13 protein-coding genes and 1 riboswitch are annotated in these 16602 nt (G+C 34.3%); all 13 genes read left to right on the top strand.

The features are described from left to right. The first annotated feature begins 40 nt into the window (after positions 1 to 40). The 13 genes from C8C83_RS06300 (at position 41) to C8C83_RS06240 (ending at position 16584) form a co-directional block, all read left to right on the top strand. On the top strand, positions 41 to 622 hold the full coding sequence (locus C8C83_RS06300) for a bifunctional precorrin-2 dehydrogenase/sirohydrochlorin ferrochelatase (RefSeq protein ID WP_121327119.1): 582 nt from the start codon (positions 41 to 43) through the stop codon (positions 620 to 622). Between the two features lie 213 nt (positions 623 to 835). Continuing rightward, entirely contained in the window at positions 836 to 1888 is a 1053-nt protein-coding gene (locus tag C8C83_RS06295) for an NAD(P)/FAD-dependent oxidoreductase (RefSeq protein WP_121327117.1), read from the top strand. 147 nt (positions 1889 to 2035) lie between these two features. Next, on the top strand, positions 2036 to 2395 hold the full coding sequence (locus C8C83_RS06290) for a TfoX/Sxy family protein (RefSeq protein WP_121327115.1): 360 nt from the start codon (positions 2036 to 2038) through the stop codon (positions 2393 to 2395). A gap of 26 nt (positions 2396 to 2421) precedes the next feature. After that, a complete protein-coding gene (locus C8C83_RS06285; RefSeq protein WP_121327113.1) occupies positions 2422 to 3234 on the top strand; it encodes a hypothetical protein in 813 nt (270 codons plus the stop codon). A 213-nt stretch (positions 3235 to 3447) separates the two neighbouring features. After that, positions 3448 to 3561: riboswitch (SAM riboswitch) on the top strand. 317 nt (positions 3562 to 3878) lie between these two features. Continuing rightward, positions 3879 to 4883: a homocysteine S-methyltransferase family protein gene (locus C8C83_RS06280; protein WP_121327111.1), complete on the top strand. Its 1005-nt coding sequence runs from the start codon at positions 3879 to 3881 to the stop codon at positions 4881 to 4883. Between the two features lie 4 nt (positions 4884 to 4887). Next, entirely contained in the window at positions 4888 to 5325 is a 438-nt protein-coding gene (locus C8C83_RS06275) for a hypothetical protein (protein ID WP_132011695.1), read from the top strand. A gap of 52 nt (positions 5326 to 5377) precedes the next feature. Beyond that, a complete protein-coding gene (locus C8C83_RS06270) occupies positions 5378 to 5827 on the top strand; it encodes a hypothetical protein (protein ID WP_121327107.1) in 450 nt (149 codons plus the stop codon). 494 nt (positions 5828 to 6321) lie between these two features. Next, complete coding sequence (gene metH, locus C8C83_RS06265; RefSeq protein WP_121327105.1) at positions 6322 to 8997, top strand: methionine synthase; 2676 nt, start codon at positions 6322 to 6324, stop codon at positions 8995 to 8997. 78 nt (positions 8998 to 9075) lie between these two features. Beyond that, complete coding sequence (metF, locus tag C8C83_RS06260; protein WP_121327103.1) at positions 9076 to 10032, top strand: methylenetetrahydrofolate reductase [NAD(P)H]; 957 nt, start codon at positions 9076 to 9078, stop codon at positions 10030 to 10032. A 178-nt stretch (positions 10033 to 10210) separates the two neighbouring features. Further along, positions 10211 to 10864, top strand: a complete 654-nt coding sequence (locus C8C83_RS06255) for a class I SAM-dependent methyltransferase (protein ID WP_121329969.1) — start codon at positions 10211 to 10213, stop codon at positions 10862 to 10864. Between the two features lie 317 nt (positions 10865 to 11181). Continuing rightward, positions 11182 to 12405, top strand: coding sequence for a dicarboxylate/amino acid:cation symporter (locus tag C8C83_RS06250; protein ID WP_121327101.1), 1224 nt, complete (start codon positions 11182 to 11184; stop codon positions 12403 to 12405). A gap of 129 nt (positions 12406 to 12534) precedes the next feature. Continuing rightward, positions 12535 to 13947 carry a pyridoxal-dependent decarboxylase gene (locus C8C83_RS06245; protein ID WP_121327099.1) on the top strand — a complete coding sequence of 471 codons (1413 nt, stop codon included), beginning with the start codon at positions 12535 to 12537 and terminating at the stop codon, positions 13945 to 13947. A 288-nt stretch (positions 13948 to 14235) separates the two neighbouring features. Beyond that, a complete protein-coding gene (locus C8C83_RS06240) occupies positions 14236 to 16584 on the top strand; it encodes a TonB-dependent receptor (RefSeq protein ID WP_233566017.1) in 2349 nt (782 codons plus the stop codon). The last annotated feature ends 18 nt before the right edge of the window (positions 16585 to 16602 follow it).

The raw sequence follows: 16602 nt of genomic DNA, 5'->3' as shown, positions 1-16602 counted from the left end.
ATAAAATCATCTAATTTTGTTTGGATGAAATTAAATTAAAATGGAACAAAATGAATTATATCCAATATTCTTAAAACTTCATAATCTGAATGTTTTAATTGTTGGAGGAGGAAATGTAGGATTAGAAAAGTTGTCTTTTTTACTAAAGTCAAGTCCTAATGCAAATGTTGAGGTTGTAGCGCCGAATTTCCATTTAGAAATAAAGGTTTTGGCAGAGAAACATCCTTCGATTACGTTAACTAAATCGAAGTTTAAAAAGAAAATGCTCAAAAAACGTCATATGGTTATTGCGTGTACCGATGATTTAAAAGTCAATAAAAAGGTATACGATTTATCCCGAAAGCGTTATTTGATTTGCAATATTGCAGATACACCAGATTTGTGTGACTATTATTTAGGCGGAATTGTAACGAAAGGAAATGTAAAAATTGCGATTTCAACTAACGGAAAATCACCAACAACAGCCAAAAGACTGCGGGAGTTTTTTGAAGAAGTAATACCGGAAGATATCAATCAAATGGTTGAAAATCTCAATGAATACAGGAAAACCTTAAAAGGTGATTTTGAAGACAAGGTTAAAAAAATGAACGAGATAACGGCGTCATTGAAAAATAAAGAATAATAAAAGAGTTCCGGAGGAACGACAAATTTTGTAGCGTCGGGTTTTAACCCGATGATTCCGGAGGGACGAATTATATTATAGCGTCGTCCCGATAGCTATCGGGTTTAACCCAATGAAAAATTTCGCAAAGAAATCAATGATAAAAATCATTTGACAATAGAATATATTATTCGTTTCTTTGTATTATTAAGAATGATTATAAACAACAACATAATGATTAAAACAGATATACTTATAATTGGAGCAGGACCAACGGGTTTATTTGCCGTTTTTGAGGCAGGATTATTAAAATTAAAATGTCATATTTTAGATGCTTTACCACAAGCTGGAGGACAACTTTCGGAATTGTATCCAAAAAAACCTATTTATGATATCCCTGGTTTCCCAGAAGTTTTAGCAGGAGATTTAATTGATAACTTACAAGAACAAATTAAGCAGTTTGAGCCGGGTTATACATTAGGAGAACGTGCTGAAACAATCGAAAAACAAGAAGACGGAAGTTTTATTGTAACCTCAAACAAAGGAACTAAATTTCACGCGCCGGTTATTGCTATCGCTGGAGGTTTAGGAAGTTTTGAGCCTCGTAAACCACTTATCGAAGATATCGAGTTTTATGAAGATAAAGGAGTAAAATACTTCATCAAAAATCCGGAGAAATTCAGAGATAAAAGAGTTGTAATTGCCGGAGGAGGAGATTCAGCATTAGACTGGAGTATCTTCTTGGCGAATGTAGCTTCAGAAGTTACTTTGATTCACCGTAGAAATGAATTTAGAGGAGCTTTGGATTCTGTAGAAAAAGTACAAGAATTAAAAACTGCGGGAAAAATTAAATTAATTACACCAGCAGAAGTTATCGGAATCAACGGTGCTGAGCATGTTGAATCGTTAGATATCGAAGAAAACGGCGCACACCGTAAAATCGAAACAGATTTCTTTATTCCACTTTTTGGATTAACACCAAAATTAGGTCCAATTGCAGACTGGGGATTAGATATCGAGAAAAATGCCATTAAAGTAAACAATGCATTAGATTACCAAACAAATATTCCGGGAATCTTTGCTATTGGAGACGTGAATACATATCCTGGGAAATTAAAGTTGATCCTTTGCGGTTTCCATGAAGCAACTTTAATGTGTCAGGCAGCTTACCAAATCATCAATCCAGGTAAAAAATACGTATTGAAATATACGACAGTTTCTGGTGTAGACGGTTTCGACGGAACTCGTAAAGAAGCTCCAAAAGCAGTTGTTAAGGCGATTGTTTAGTTTTTAAGCTTCTAAGATACTAAGGTTCTAAGGTTCTAAGTTTTTTAACTTAGCATCTCAGAACCTTTCTCGTTTACAGTCTTTTATGAAATATTAATTTCAAAACTTAGTACCTTAGCGACTCAGAACCTCAGAACCTTCAAAAAAATGGCTTTCGACGAAGATAACGCACAAAGAATCCGAACATTTCTCCAACACAAAGGCGCCGATTTTTTCGAAAAGAAAATGTTTGGCGGACTTGTATTTATGGTAGATAATAAATTGTGTTGCGGAACTCGTCTTGACAAACAAATTGGAGAAAATCTTTTGTTATGCCGAATCGATGATAAAGCTTATGCAAAAGCAATAGAAAAAGATGATGTATTACCGATGCCAAATGCAGAAAGACCAATGAAAAACTACATTTTTGTTACAGAAAACGGTTGGCAAAAAAGTCAGGATTTAGCATTTTGGATACAACTTTGTTTAGATTATAATCCGTTTGCAAAAGCAAGTAAGAAAAAATAATTATTTAAAGATCAGAAGCAAATTAAATGAAAAATTACAGCGTTTTTTTATTGGGTTTATTTGTTTTTCTTGTTGGTTGTAATGAACCTAAAAAAGAAGCAATTGTCAAAGAAGATACAGAAGTTAGTACCAATAAATGTCTGCCTCATCTAAGTGATAATCCTAAACTTGAAAATGAAAAAGTATTAATTTATGCTGAAGAAGGCAATGATTCTTTAATAATTTCTAAAAATGAACTGAATAAAATCGAGAAACTTTTTCCTGTATTCAAATCAGAATTTCCTTCAAACCCAAATGAATCATACGCAGGTAAAGCATGGGAAAAATATATTAATCAAGACGGAGAAGAAGAATCTATAACATTTGGGAGTGAAGCTGGCAGAGATGAATTTTGTTTAGTGTATGCGTATTATCTCAAGCAAAAAAACGGAGAAGAAAAATTCAAATCAGAAAGAGAAAACCTAATCCAATTGTATCGTGCATTAAACGGACTTTACGAAGGTCTAAATTATAGCGGAACTTATTACGGACATCAACATAAAAGACTAAATGCGTCTGTAGAATATTCTATTTATCAATTATCAAAAGGGAAAGAATATTTTGAAAAGAAATATAATTTTCAAAAGCAAAAAGATTTGTATATCAAAACCTTGATTCAATATGTTGCAGACGAAGAAAGTCAGAATGTAGATAATCAGGAAGATCGCAGATATAATAAAAAAAGAGCAACTGAAAGAGCAGAAAAGCTTCAGGAGAAAATCAATATTTTGCTAAAATTAATTACAAATTATTTCTACTTAAATCAGGTCCAAAATTTTGAATTAACCTATTACAAATAAAAAGTTGCGGAAGATTGGTTTGAAAATTTATCAAAAGAAGAAATCGAATTTACAGATCATGAAGGAGTAATGAAATTCTTCAAAAAGCATAAGCAAAATATACATAAAATTTTAAACTTAGGACCTTAGCAACTCAGAAGCTGAGAAACTTAAAAAAACACTTGCAATTGTTCAGGTTATGTCTTTACTTTGCACTGTTCTTAAAATTACTGAAAGTTATCACGAAAGGCGGAGGGAAAGACCCGATGAAACCTTAGCAACCCTTTATCATAAAGAAGGTGCTACATTCTACTTTGTACTAATCATAGTATCTAAGATAGATAACACAAATACATAAAAGTATTTCTCAAAACATTTCCTGACAACTTACAATATAATTTTACCGAATTCACTTTGGTATCATGAGCGAATCATTGAGCATTTTTGCCGTCAATCGTTCCCGCTTTCGCCTATATCTCTCCATTTCATTGCGAGGATACCGGCTCAATCGGGGCTAATGAGCCAACAAAAGTGAATTTTTGGAATTAATGTGAATCAAAATAACGTATCCTAACAGGTTTCAAAAACCTGTTAGGTATATATTCAAGATAATAATAGAATTAAAAAAGCTTGGCATTTAATGTCTTAGCAAGAAAGGGAAAATCATGTCAATAACAATTCAGGAAGCAATAAAAAAAAATATCCTAATCCTTGATGGAGCAATGGGAACAATGTTGCAGCGCTATAATTTCTCCGAAGAAGATTTTCGTGGAGAGCGTTTCAAAGATTTTCCGCATCCATTAAAAGGAAACAACGATTTACTATCCATAACACAACCACAAGCAATTCGCGATGTCCACGCCGCTTATTATGAAGCGGGTGCAGACATCGTAGAAACCAACACCTTTTCAGGAACGACAATTGGTATGGCCGATTATTTTCTGGAAGATTTGGTTTACGAATTAAATTACGAATCGGCTAAAATTGCAAGACAAGTAGCTGATGAATTTACAGCCAAAAATCCGGACAAACCACGTTTTGTAGCCGGTTCAATTGGTCCAACAAACCGTACGGCAAGTATGTCACCAGATGTAAACGATCCGGGTTACAGAGCCGTAACATTTGATGATTTAAGAATTGCGTACAAACAACAAGTAGAAGCCTTAATGGATGGTGGCTGCGATTTACTTTTGGTAGAAACAATCTTTGATACTTTAAATGCAAAAGCAGCACTTTTTGCAATCGAAGAAGTAAAAGACGAACGTAATCTTGATATTCCAATCATGGTTTCAGGAACAATTACAGATGCTTCAGGAAGAACACTTTCTGGACAAACGGTAGAAGCATTTTTGATTTCAGTTTCGCACATTCCGTTACTGAGTGTAGGATTTAATTGCGCTCTTGGGGCTGATTTGTTGAAACCATACTTGAAAACATTATCACAACATACAAGTTTCAATGTTTCGGCACATCCAAATGCAGGATTGCCAAACGCATTCGGGCAATACGATGAAACACCTGAACAAACTCAGGCTTTCATCAAAGAATATTTAGACGATAATTTAATCAACATAATTGGTGGTTGTTGCGGAACAACTCCGGATCACATTAGATTAATTGCTGAGGTTGCGAAGGATTATAAGCCACGTGTGGCGCCGGTTTTTGCTTAATATTATGGAAGAAAAAAACGATGCAAAAGCAAATTATTTAGCAGCAGCAGGTTTTATATTAGTAATAATGCTAATGATTCTTTTTAGTCGTAAGGATGTTGATCATGATCAATCTGAAAAGTATAGAAAGACATTTAAGGGAGAAACAATAGGACTTATAACTAGAGCCAAATATCATCGAAAAACTAGGTCTTTGAGATATTATTTTTACGCAAATAAAAAAGTTTTATCTGAAGTTTCCATTAAAGATTATGGGCGTGTAAATAACTTTTATAAAGTAAAATACGATTTAAATAATCCAGAAGAAAACTATATTGTTTTAGAAGAAGAATTAGATCCTGATTCAATTTCATTAGTTAAAGCAGGGTTTACCAAAACTAAATATTATATATATGATGCAGGTGTAACTTGTAAATATATAGAGTACTCAAAGTGGAAATAGTGAATAAATGGTTTTTAAAATCTTTTAGATAATTGTAATCATTGAAAGTAAAATGATAAAAGAAGACGTTAGAATAATTCATAAAACGAATTGGATAAAAGTAATCGTCTTTTTTGTACTGGTTGGTTCATTTATATATGCAATGTATTATAATGATAAAGAACAGGATGATTATATAAAATCTTTTAAAGGAGAAACTATAGGATTGCTAACTCGGGAAAGAGATCATGATGAACACGGATATACATTACAATATTATTTTTATCTGGATAAAAAAATTAGATCGGTAATTTATGTTAAGGAATATGGCAAGGGAATTTTAAATAAGTTTTTTAAGTTAAAATACGATTTAAATAAACCCGAAGAAAACCATATTGTTTTAGAAGAAGAATTAAAACCTGATTCAATTACATTAGTTAAAGCTGGTTTTACTAAAGTTAAATATTACATATATGACGCAGGTGTAACTTGTAAATATATAGAAAAAACAAAGTGGAAATAGATATAAAGATTTGTAAATCTTTTAGAATGTGAAGTGTTATAATGAGATTGCTTCGTTCCTCGCAAAGACAAGCAAAACGTTGATATGAATGTTCCGTAGGAACAATATTTTGGTAGCAACGGAATTTATTCCGTTGAAAAGAAAGAAGACGCAAGACAAAAGTTCCGTAGGAACGACAGATCGGTAGCAAACGAAAAATTGTTTCAAAAACGATAATTGAAATCGTGAAGAATAAAAAAAATGTTTTGAAACCGAGATTCGCGTGAGGGATAGAAGTGGTTAGCCCACAGCCTGACGAAGGAAGTGCGAGGACTATGAACGAATAGCCCGACCCGGAGGGACACGCCCAAAATAACAAAATTAAGATTGTAAAATAATAGAGTAAGATTGCTTAGTTCTTCGCAAAGACAAGCAAGACGTTGAAATAAAAGTTCCAGAGGAACGAAATATATTGTAGCAACGGAATTTATTCCGTTGAAAATTGAAAAAAAGAAATGGCAGAAAATAGAAGAGACCTTGTATTAGCAGGATTAGAACCGTTGATTATTACGCCAACTAGTGTTTTTGTAAACATTGGAGAGCGTACGAATGTAACTGGTTCAAGAAAATTCCTAAGATTAATCAAGGAAGAGAAGTATGACGAGGCACTTGATATTGCAAGACAACAGGTAGAAGGAGGAGCGCAGATCATCGATATTAATATGGATGAGGGAATGCTTGATGGGGTTCAGGCGATGACTAAATTTTTGAATTTAATTGCATCAGAACCGGATATTTCGAGAGTGCCGATTATGATCGACAGTTCGAAATGGGAAATCATCGAAGCAGGTCTAAAAGTAGTACAAGGGAAAAGCGTTGTAAACTCGATTTCGTTGAAAGAAGGCGAAGAAGCCTTTATTCACCATGCTAAATTAATCAAACGTTACGGAGCTGCAGCTATTATTATGGCATTTGACGAAGTGGGTCAGGCTGATAATTACGATCGTAGAGTTGAAATCTGTCAGCGTTCGTATGATATTTTGGTTAACAAAGTTGGTTTTCCGCCACAGGATATTATTTTCGATTTGAATATTTTCCCAGTTGCAACTGGAATGGAAGAACATCGCTTAAATGCTTTGGACTTTTTTAGAGGTACAAAATGGGTTCGTGATAACTTGCCTCACGCGCATATTAGTGGTGGTGTGAGTAACGTTTCGTTCTCTTTTAGAGGAAATGATACGGTTCGTGAAGCGATGCACTCGGTGTTTTTATATCACGCGATCAAGAACGGAATGACAATGGGAATCGTAAATCCAGAGATGCTTTCGATTTATGATGATATCCCAAAAGATTTATTAGAACACGTTGAAGACGTAATTCTTGACCGACGCGATGATGCAACAGAAAGACTTTTGGACTTTGCTGAGAACGTAAAAGGCGAAGTAAAATCAGATGAAAAAGCGATTCAGGAATGGCGTTTAGGAACGGTTCAGGAACGTATTACACATTCATTAGTAAAAGGAGTTGACGCTTTTATTGAAGAAGATGTTGAAGAAGCTCGTCTTGCTGCTGTAAAACCTATTGAAGTTATCGAAATCAATTTGATGACGGGAATGAATGTCGTTGGAGATTTATTTGGGAGTGGAAAAATGTTCTTGCCTCAGGTAGTAAAATCGGCACGTGTAATGAAAAAAGCCGTTGCATATTTATTGCCTTATATCGAAGCTAGTAAACAAGCCGGAGACAAACAAGGAAACGGAAAAATATTGATGGCAACTGTAAAAGGTGACGTTCACGATATTGGTAAAAATATTGTTTCGGTAGTTTTGGCTTGTAATAACTACGAGATTGTAGATCTTGGTGTTATGGTGCCTCCGGAAAAAATTATTGCTGCGGCGATTGAACATAATGTAGACATTATTGGTTTAAGCGGACTGATCACACCTTCGCTTGACGAGATGGTTTATTTGGCCAAAGAATTAGACAAACAAGGAATTAAAATCCCGATTATGATTGGTGGAGCAACGACTTCGCGTGCGCATACCGCCGTGAAAATCGCTCCGCAATACAGAGAAACTGTAATTCACGTAAATGATGCATCGAGAGCCGTTACTGTTGCAGGAAACCTTTTGGATCATAACCGTAAAATATATGCGGCAGATATTCGTGCAGAATACGATTCTTTTAGAGAAACGTTTTTGAATCGTTCAAGAGATAAAAACTTCCTGACGATTGAAGATGCCCGAAGAAATAAATTTCCAATAGATTGGTCTGAATATACTCCAACAAAACCAAAAGTAATTGGAGCGCAAACTATCGAAATAGAATTAGATGTTTTGGTTCCGTATATTGACTGGACACCATTTTTTCAGACTTGGGAATTGTACGGAAAATATCCGGCAATCTTGACGGATGAGGTTGTGGGTAAAGAAGCGACTTCGGTTTTTGCAGATGCTCAGGCAATGCTGAAAGTGATTTTAGCAGAGAAAAAGCTAACCGCAAAAGGTATTTACGGAATTTTCCCTGCAAATCAGGTTGATGATGACGATATTGAATTGCGTGATGAAAACGGAAAAGTTTTAGAGAAATTCTTAACGCTTCGTCAGCAGTCGCAAAAAACAAAAGGCGCTCCAAATATCGCTTTAGCCGATTATATTTTGCCAAAAGAAAGCGGAATAGAAGATTATATGGGAGCTTTTTGTGTAACAACTGGTTTTGGTGTAGATGAATGGGCGGCTGAATTTGAAAAAGATCTTGACGATTATAATTCGATCATGGTAAAAGCATTAGCAGATCGTTTTGCTGAGGCTTTCGCCGAATATCTTCACGAAAGAGTACGTAAAGATTTCTGGGGTTATGATACCGAAGAATCTTTAACGAATGAAGAATTGATAAAAGAAAATTATAAAGGAATTCGTCCTGCGCCAGGATATCCTGCATGTCCGGATCACTTGGAAAAACCAACAATCTGGAAACTTTTAAATGTAGCCGAAGAAATTGGAGTAACCTTGACGGAAAGTATGGCGATGTGGCCGGCTTCATCGGTTTCGGGATATTACTTCGGAAATCCAAAAAGCAGGTATTTCGGACTTGGAAAAATAAAAGAAGATCAGGTTGTAGATTACGCCAAACGACGCAATGTGCCAACAGATTACGCAATGAAATGGTTAAATCCTAATATAGCAGATTAAATTAGTCTAAAGTCAAAAGTCATAAAGTCCGAAAGGAAAGACTTTCGACTTTCGACTTTACAACTTTAAGACTTAATAATGAAAGTAACAGAACATATAGAAAACGCCAAAGGAAATACATTATTCTCATTTGAACTTATTCCGCCTCAGAAAGGGAAAAGTATTCAGGAATTATACGATAATATTGATCCTTTAATGGAGTTCAAACCACCATTTATTGACGTAACTACTTCGCGCGAAGAGTATATCTATATTGATAAAGGTAACGGACTTTTGGACAAAAAATTAACCCGTATGCGTCCGGGAACACTTGGAATTTGCGCTTCTATAAAACATAAATACAATGTTGATACCGTACCACATTTACTTTGCGGTGGTTTCACACAGGAAGAAACAGAATACATGCTTGTAGATTGTCAATATTTGGGAATCAATAATTTAATGGCGCTTCGTGGTGATGCAATGAAAGACGAGCAATCTTTTGTGCCAAAAGTAGGCGGTAATAAGTTTGCTATTGATTTGGTTCGACAAATCAACGATTTAAATTGCGGTAAATATCTGCATGAAGTTATGGATGCCGATAATAAAGCTGATTTCTGTATTGGCGTTGCAGGATATCCGGAGAAACATTTAGAATCTCCATCTTTACAATCAGATTTGAAAAGACTGAAAGAAAAAGTCGATGCTGGAGCTGATTACGTAGTAACTCAAATGTTTTTTGATAATTCTAAATATTTTGCTTTTGTAGAAAAAGCAAGAGAAATAGGAATCACAATTCCTATTATTCCCGGAATTAAGCCAATTGCAGTTCAGAGACATTTACAAATTTTACCACAGATTTTCAGAATTGATTTACCGGAAGATTTAATTGATGCCGTAGATAAATGCAAGAATAATGCAGAAATCAAACAAGTAGGAATCGAATGGGCAATTCAGCAATCACTAGAATTGAAAGCTGCCGGAGTTCCTGTTTTACATTATTATTCTATGGGGAAATCTGAGAATATTCGTCAAATCGCAAGTCAGATTTTTTAAGAGTTAAGCGTAAAGATTGTCATTTCGACGGAGGAGAAATCACACTAGTGATTCGACAAAGATTGAAAACTTTCTATGAGGAGTTTTTTGTGTGGTTGCTTCATTTCTCGCAATGACAAGAAAGCTTGGAATTTGGTCCCGAAGCTTCGGGATTATTTGGAATTTAATTATAACGATTATGAAACAAGAAGAATTACAAGCAATAGCTTCTCAGTTAAAACATCCAACGGGAGAAAAAGGGATCGAAATGGCAAATATGATGCATGAAACAAACATCAATATGACGTACCATTCGATTCAGAATCTTAATATAGCAGAAGGAAATACAATTCTTGAATTAGGTCATGGAAATGCAGGTCATGTCGAATTTATATTTGAACAAACCGAAAACCTGAAATACTACGGACTTGAAATGTCTGAACTAATGTTTCAGGAAGCGCGCCAAATCAACAGGAATTATGTTTCTCAAAAACAAGCTTTTTTCTCGCTTTACGATGGAAACATAATTCCGTTTTCAGACGATTCTTTCGATAAAATATTTACAGTAAACACGATCTATTTTTGGCAAGAGCCAGAAAAATTGCTCTCAGAAATTTATAGAGTTTTACAGCCAAAAGGAATTTTCTGCATCACTTTTGCCGAAGAAAGTTTTATGAAGCAACTTCCTTTTACTCAATTTGAATTTGAACTTTACAGCACTGAAAAAGCCGAAAAACTAATTGAAAAATCGGCTTTCAAAATCATAAATAAGGAAACTTTAACCGAAAAAGTAAAAAGCAAAACAGGAGAATTAGTCGACAGAGCTTTTACTACTTTGGTTTTAGAAAAATAATGGTTAGCGAATTCATGACGTAAACTCTTTATTTTGTACCGTAAGGTACTAAATGTTGGTAGAAATCATGAATTAAAATAGATTTGGCGTGCCGTAGGTACGCGACAAACCGATATCTATTGCGTACCTACGACACGCCAACTACGGTCTGCCGACATTTAGTGCCTAACGGCACATTTAATTCGCATAAATTAAAAAATCATTTGAAATTATTTTAATCTGTGGCGGTGAAAAATAATTTTAGTGCTCAATTTTTGAGTAATTTAATTGATTTTTATTTTCACATTTCTATTCCCAAATTGTAATACGATTAAATTATGGAGGTTAAAAAAATCAATTTTCTAAAAAGCTACAGCAGTGTATTATTGCTTTTGGGCGGTATTATATTGGGGAGTATTTTTGGGTTAGTTTTTAAAGAAAAAGTTGCTGTTATAAAACCTTTGGGAGATATATTCCTAAACTTGCTTTTCACAGCAATTATTCCGCTTGTTTTCTTTACAATAAGTTCCTCTATTGCTAATCTGGAAAAAACAGAAAAGCTGGGAAGACTATTTGTTATAATGATTGCAGTTTTTTTAGGAACACTTCTTATTTCGGCTATTGTTATGATTATCGCTGTTTCTCTTTTTCCAATTCATGAGAACATTATAATTACTAAAATTCCGCTTGAAAATATTAAATCCGGAAGTGTTGGAGATCAAATAGCACAATTGCTTACGACAAATGATTTTTATGAATTATTGTCCCGAAAAAGTATGTTGGCGCTTATTATCTTTTCCTTTCTAATAGGATTTGCCACTTTGCAGTCAGGAGAAAAAGGTAATGCTTTCAAGAGTTTTCTAGACTCAGGAAACGAAGTTATGAAACAGCTTTTGACTATGATTATGAAATTGGCTCCAATAGGTTTAGGTGCTTATTTTGCCTATCAGGTTAGTTATTATGGTCCGCAATTATTTGGTGTTTATGCCAAACCATTAGGAGTTTATTATGCCGCTTGTGTGTTTTATTTCTTTGTGTTTTTTAGTTTGTATGCTTTAGTAGCTGGAGCGAAAAGAGCTTTTGTAGTTTTTTGGAGTAATAATATCACGCCTTCCTTAACGGCAATTGGAACTTGCAGCAGTATCGCAACTATTCCGGCAAATCTGGATGCAGCTGAAAAAATGGGAATACCAAAACATGTTCGGAATTTAGTTATTCCGCTTGGAGCGCCATTACATAAAGACGGTTCGAGTATGTCGTCTATTTTAAAAATAACCTTTCTCTTTGCCATGTTTGGAAAAGATTTTACTTCGCCGTCAACTATTCTTTTAGCATTAGGAATTACGATAATAGTGTCGATTGTCGAAGGCGGAATTCCAAACGGAGGCTATATAGGAGAAGTTCTCGCCATTACCGTTTATGGATTGCCAATGGAACAAGCTTTGCCGGTTGCCATGATTTTAGGAACTCTTGTTGATCCAATCGCAACTTTATTGAATGCAAACGGAGATGTAATTTGTTCTATGATGGTTTCGCGATTCTCTGAAAAAACCAAGTGGTAGCACAGTTCTTTTAAACAAATACAAAAAACTTATTTTAAATCAATATTAATCCGCTTAATCTATGCGATTTTGGGGCTATTTTTTAGCAACGAAAAGTTATGGATTTAAGCACTAAAACAGCAATATATAATGAATTTAGCACTTCAGCATGATTTAAACGATATCGAAAATATTCTTAATCAGGCAAAACAACAAGGAATAGATTTCTTGAATAATATTGAAAATGTTCCAACTTCCAAAAAAGAATCAATTGATCCAACAACAAGAAATTTAAATGAATCAGGTTTAGGATCATTAGCAACTTTAGAAGAATTTAAAGAACGATTGGCACCTTTAATGGTTGCTTCTTCGGGACCAAGATATTTGGGTTTTGTAACCGGAGGATCTACTCCGGCTTCTCTTGTGGGAGATTGGTTGTCGTCTGTTTATGATCAAAATGCGCAATCGATAAAATCACAAGGAGGAAACTCGGCATTGATAGAATTTGAAACCATCAATCTGTTATTGCAATTATTAAGATTACCGGATTCTTTTTTAGGCGGATTTGTAACTGGTGCGACAATGTCAAATTTTACCTGTCTGGGAGTTGCACGACAATGGTTTGGAAACCAATTAGGGAAAGATTTTGCGAAAAACGGAATTTCTGAAACTATAAATATTCTAACTGCAACACCACATTCTTCTTCTGTAAAAACACTGGCAATGTTAGGTATCGGAAGTAACAATTATACCGTAATAAAAACTATAGAAGGTAATCGTGAAGCAATAGATATAATTGATTTAGAAGAAAATATTAAAAAGTTAGACGGAAAACCTTTCATCTTAATTTCGAGTGCAGGAACGGTAAATACGGCTGATTTTGATGATTTTAAAGCTATTGCAAAGCTAAAAGAGAAATACAAATTCTGGTGGCATATTGACGCTGCTTTCGGTGGATTTGCTGCTGTTTCGGAAAAATACAAACATCTTGTAGAAGGATGGGAAGGAGCAGACAGTATTACTATTGATTGTCATAAATGGCTAAATGTGCCTTATGAAAGTGCTTTTTATTTGATTAAAAAAGAACATACAAATTTACAGATCGAAACTTTTCAAAATTCAAATGCACCTTATTTAGGTAATCCGTTAGAAAATTTTAATTACTTAAATGTAGTGCCGGAAAACTCAAGACGATTGCGAGCTTTGCCAGTTTGGTTTTCTTTGTTGGCTTATGGAAAAGATGGTTTTCAGGATATTATAGAAAATAGCGCTCATCTTGCTTTGCACTTCGGAAATGAACTTATTGAAAATGGGAATTTTGAACTTCTGGCGCCAATTCGATTAAATAATGTTTGTTTTACTTTAAAAGGAAATCACAATCAGGATAAAGTAAGTGAGTTTTTGACTCGTTTAAACGACAGGGGAAAAGTGTTTATGACGCCAACAGTGTATCAAAATCGTAAAGGAATCAGAGCTTCTTTTGTGAATTGGCGTACAACAGAAAATGACGTTAAGATTGTAATGGAAGAGCTAAAAGAAACAATTTTAGATCTGGAAATATAATAAAATCTTTAAAATTTTAAAGCCCGCTTATTTGATAAGCGGGCTTTTTTATGCGCTAATTCCAAGTCTTTGCTAAAATTGAGCTTAAATACTATAACTTTTTCGATAGCTAATTTTAAGCAAATCTTAATTTAAATTTAATTATTTGTTAAGGATACGGATATTTTTTATTGATTCTTCGATTTAAAAGTTAATTATAATTTTTATTTAGAATAATTAAAAATAAATTGGAAAAACTCTTTGGAGACCCTAATTTTGTTGCTAATTTAATTTTCAAACCAAACTTAAATGATGCAAATAGGTAGATTATTACTCTTGATTACGATTTTTTTTACTTCACTTCAAGGGTATTCACAAAAAAACAAAGTAAGCTTAACTGGGGTTATCGTAACCAATCTTGGAAAACCTGCTGAAGGAGTTTCGGTAGCACTAAAAGGAACGGAATACGCAACTTTGACAAACTCAAAAGGAGAATATAAAATAAACGCAGATGCAGGTAATTATGTTTTGTCTGTTACTCATGTTGGTTATAAAACAACAGAAACAGCCATTTATCTAAAACAAGGCGGAAAATTTACTCAGAATATTACGATGGAAGAAGATATGGCAACTTTAAGTGAAGTTGCTATAACAGGAAAATCTAAAGTACAACGAGCACGCGAACAAGCGTATAATATTACCGCAATTGATCTGAAAAAGACATACAATACGTCTGCCGATTTAAATCAGGTTTTGAATAAAACTACAGGAGTTCGTATTCGTGAATATGGAGGTTTAGGATCTGCTTTTAATTTTTCGTTGAACGGATTTTCAGGAAATCAAGTGAAGTTCTTTCTAGATGGAGTTCCAATGGATAGCTATGGTTCTGCGCTTACGCTGAATAATATTCCCGTAAATATGGCGGAAAGAATCGATGTTTACAAAGGAGTGGTTCCTATAGAATTGGGCGCAGATGCTTTGGGTGGTGCAGTAAATATCGTTACTAATAAAAATGTAAGCCGTTATGTTGATGCTTCTTACAGTTATGGTTCGTTTAATACACACAGAGCTGCTGTTAATACCAGATTTTCTGGCAGAGATGGTTTTATTGCAAACATAAACGCCTTTGCAAATTACTCAGACAACGATTATAAAGTAGATGTAAGTGTTGTAGATAAAAACACATCGAAGTTTTTGCCCGAACAAAAATACAAGCACTTTCACGATGGTTATAAATCCGGAACTATAATGGCAGAAGCTGGTTTTAAGAACAAAAGTTTTGCTGATTATTTGCTTGTTGGTTTTACTATGGCGGGGAATAAAAAAGAAATTCAGCAAGGTCGAACAATGCAAAGAGTCGTTGGACAAGCCTTTACTGATAGTGAAAGTTTTATTACTTCATTAAAATTTAAAAAAAGTGATCTTTTTACAAAAGGATTAACGTTGAACATTAACAGCACTTATGCTTTGGTAAATAACCGTTCAGTTGATACTTCTTCAAGGGTTTATGACTGGACAGGAAATTATGTCTACAGACAATTTGCCGGAGCCAATGATAAAGGCGAATTAGGAAACAAAACGATCTATGTTTATGATGAGGCGAATGCGCAGGTGACAACAAATTTAAAATATCAGCTAAATGAGCAACATTCGATCGCTGTAAATTATTCTTATCTGGGATATAAGCGAAAAGAAACCGAAGAGTACTTAAAAGTAGTAGAACTTGGGGAACCTACTATTGATAAAAATATTTTAGGATTAGGCTATAATTTTAGCGGTTTAGACAATAGATTGGCGATTTCGGGATTTGGGAAAATGTTTGACCTTTCTACCAAAATGATTTTTAATAATGTCAGTGAATCTACTTCGTCAACGAACTTTGGTTATGGAGCTACGGCGGCGTATCATTTATCAGATAAATTTCAAATAAAAGGATCTTACGAACATGCTTACCGTTTGCCTTCGGATATAGAAATGCTTGGAGACGGGCTAATAATAAACAGCAACATAGGATTAAAACCGGAAAGTAGTGATAATGCAAATTTAGGATTGGCATTTCTTACTCAAAAAAATAAAAATCAGTTTGCGGCAGAGACAAGTTTGATTTACAGAGAAGCCAAAGATTTTATTCGAGAACAGCAAGTTGGAGATAAAACTGTTTTTGAAAACCTTCAAAATGTGCAAATAACAGGTATTGATGGTGTTCTTAAATATGGTTATAAAGATTTAGTGACTTTTGAAGTAAATGGAACCTATCAAAAAAGCCTCAATAAAAACAAATACAAAGTAGGAACTACGAGTCCGGATGTATTATATGATGCGCAATTGCCAAACGTTCCAATCTTCTACGGAAATGCTGATTTGACTTTTAATTTTAAAAACATCAAATATAAAGACGATAGACTTTCTCTAAATGTAAGTGCAAATTATATCGATGCTTTTTATCTGACCTGGCCTGTTTTAGGAAGTTTAGATACTAAAAAATCAATTCCGGAACAATTTACTCAAAATGCAATGGTTGCCTATTCTTTCTTGAACGGAAAATACAATATGGCTTTTGAATGTCGAAATATTACAGATGTAAAAGTGTACGATTATTTCAAAGTTCAAAAACCGGGACGTGCTTTTTCAGTAAAGTTCAGATACTTTCTTCAGTAATTCAATTTTAATAATAAC

Source organism: Flavobacterium sp. 90 (assembly GCF_004339525.1).
Lineage (GTDB): Bacteria > Bacteroidota > Bacteroidia > Flavobacteriales > Flavobacteriaceae > Flavobacterium.
This window is presented reverse-complemented; position numbering and strand designations above follow the sequence as displayed.

Excerpts from the sequence above, each read along its gene's own strand:
- C8C83_RS06300 (WP_121327119.1), top strand. The coding sequence starts at position 41 with ATGGAACAAAATGAATTATATCCAATATTCTTAAAACTTCATAATCTG.
- C8C83_RS06295 (WP_121327117.1), top strand. The coding sequence starts at position 836 with ATGATTAAAACAGATATACTTATAATTGGAGCAGGACCAACGGGTTTA.
- C8C83_RS06290 (WP_121327115.1), top strand. The coding sequence starts at position 2,036 with ATGGCTTTCGACGAAGATAACGCACAAAGAATCCGAACATTTCTCCAA.
- C8C83_RS06285 (WP_121327113.1), top strand. The coding sequence starts at position 2,422 with ATGAAAAATTACAGCGTTTTTTTATTGGGTTTATTTGTTTTTCTTGTT.
- C8C83_RS06280 (WP_121327111.1), top strand. The coding sequence starts at position 3,879 with ATGTCAATAACAATTCAGGAAGCAATAAAAAAAAATATCCTAATCCTT.
- C8C83_RS06275 (WP_132011695.1), top strand. The coding sequence starts at position 4,888 with ATGGAAGAAAAAAACGATGCAAAAGCAAATTATTTAGCAGCAGCAGGT.
- C8C83_RS06270 (WP_121327107.1), top strand. The coding sequence starts at position 5,378 with ATGATAAAAGAAGACGTTAGAATAATTCATAAAACGAATTGGATAAAA.
- metH (WP_121327105.1), top strand. The coding sequence starts at position 6,322 with ATGGCAGAAAATAGAAGAGACCTTGTATTAGCAGGATTAGAACCGTTG.
- metF (WP_121327103.1), top strand. The coding sequence starts at position 9,076 with ATGAAAGTAACAGAACATATAGAAAACGCCAAAGGAAATACATTATTC.
- C8C83_RS06255 (WP_121329969.1), top strand. The coding sequence starts at position 10,211 with ATGAAACAAGAAGAATTACAAGCAATAGCTTCTCAGTTAAAACATCCA.
- C8C83_RS06250 (WP_121327101.1), top strand. The coding sequence starts at position 11,182 with ATGGAGGTTAAAAAAATCAATTTTCTAAAAAGCTACAGCAGTGTATTA.
- C8C83_RS06245 (WP_121327099.1), top strand. The coding sequence starts at position 12,535 with ATGAATTTAGCACTTCAGCATGATTTAAACGATATCGAAAATATTCTT.
- C8C83_RS06240 (WP_233566017.1), top strand. The coding sequence starts at position 14,236 with ATGATGCAAATAGGTAGATTATTACTCTTGATTACGATTTTTTTTACT.